Here is a 264-nt window from a genome sequence, read left to right as displayed (position 1 = left end):
AGGCTCAGGCACTTGACGCGACGCCGGGAAGGCTATATTCCTCGACAAATAGCATCCGGAAAATCGATATATGCTCGACGGCGTATCTTTGGATCAACTGCGCACCTTTATCGCTGCCGCAGACGAAGGAAGCTTCTCCGCAGCAGGACGTAAGCTGCGGAGGGCGCAGTCTGTGGTGAGCCAGACGCTCGCTAACCTTGAGGCGCAGATCAATGTTCCCTTGTTCGACCGGAGCGGTCGCTATCCGCAATTGACGGAGCAAGG

At 56.8% G+C, this 264-nt stretch carries 1 protein-coding gene; it reads left to right on the top strand.

The window, feature by feature from the left end; genetic code table 11:
- Positions 1 to 70: 70 nt before the first annotated feature.
- Positions 71 to 264, top strand: a 194-nt coding sequence (locus SB772_RS42085) for a LysR family transcriptional regulator (RefSeq protein ID WP_410838783.1), incomplete at its 3' end; no start/stop codon positions are given.

Source organism: Paraburkholderia sp. SIMBA_030, assembly GCF_046535245.1.
Lineage (GTDB): Bacteria > Pseudomonadota > Gammaproteobacteria > Burkholderiales > Burkholderiaceae > Paraburkholderia.
Note: the sequence above shows the minus strand (reverse complement) of the source record. Positions and strands in the feature narration are given on the sequence as shown.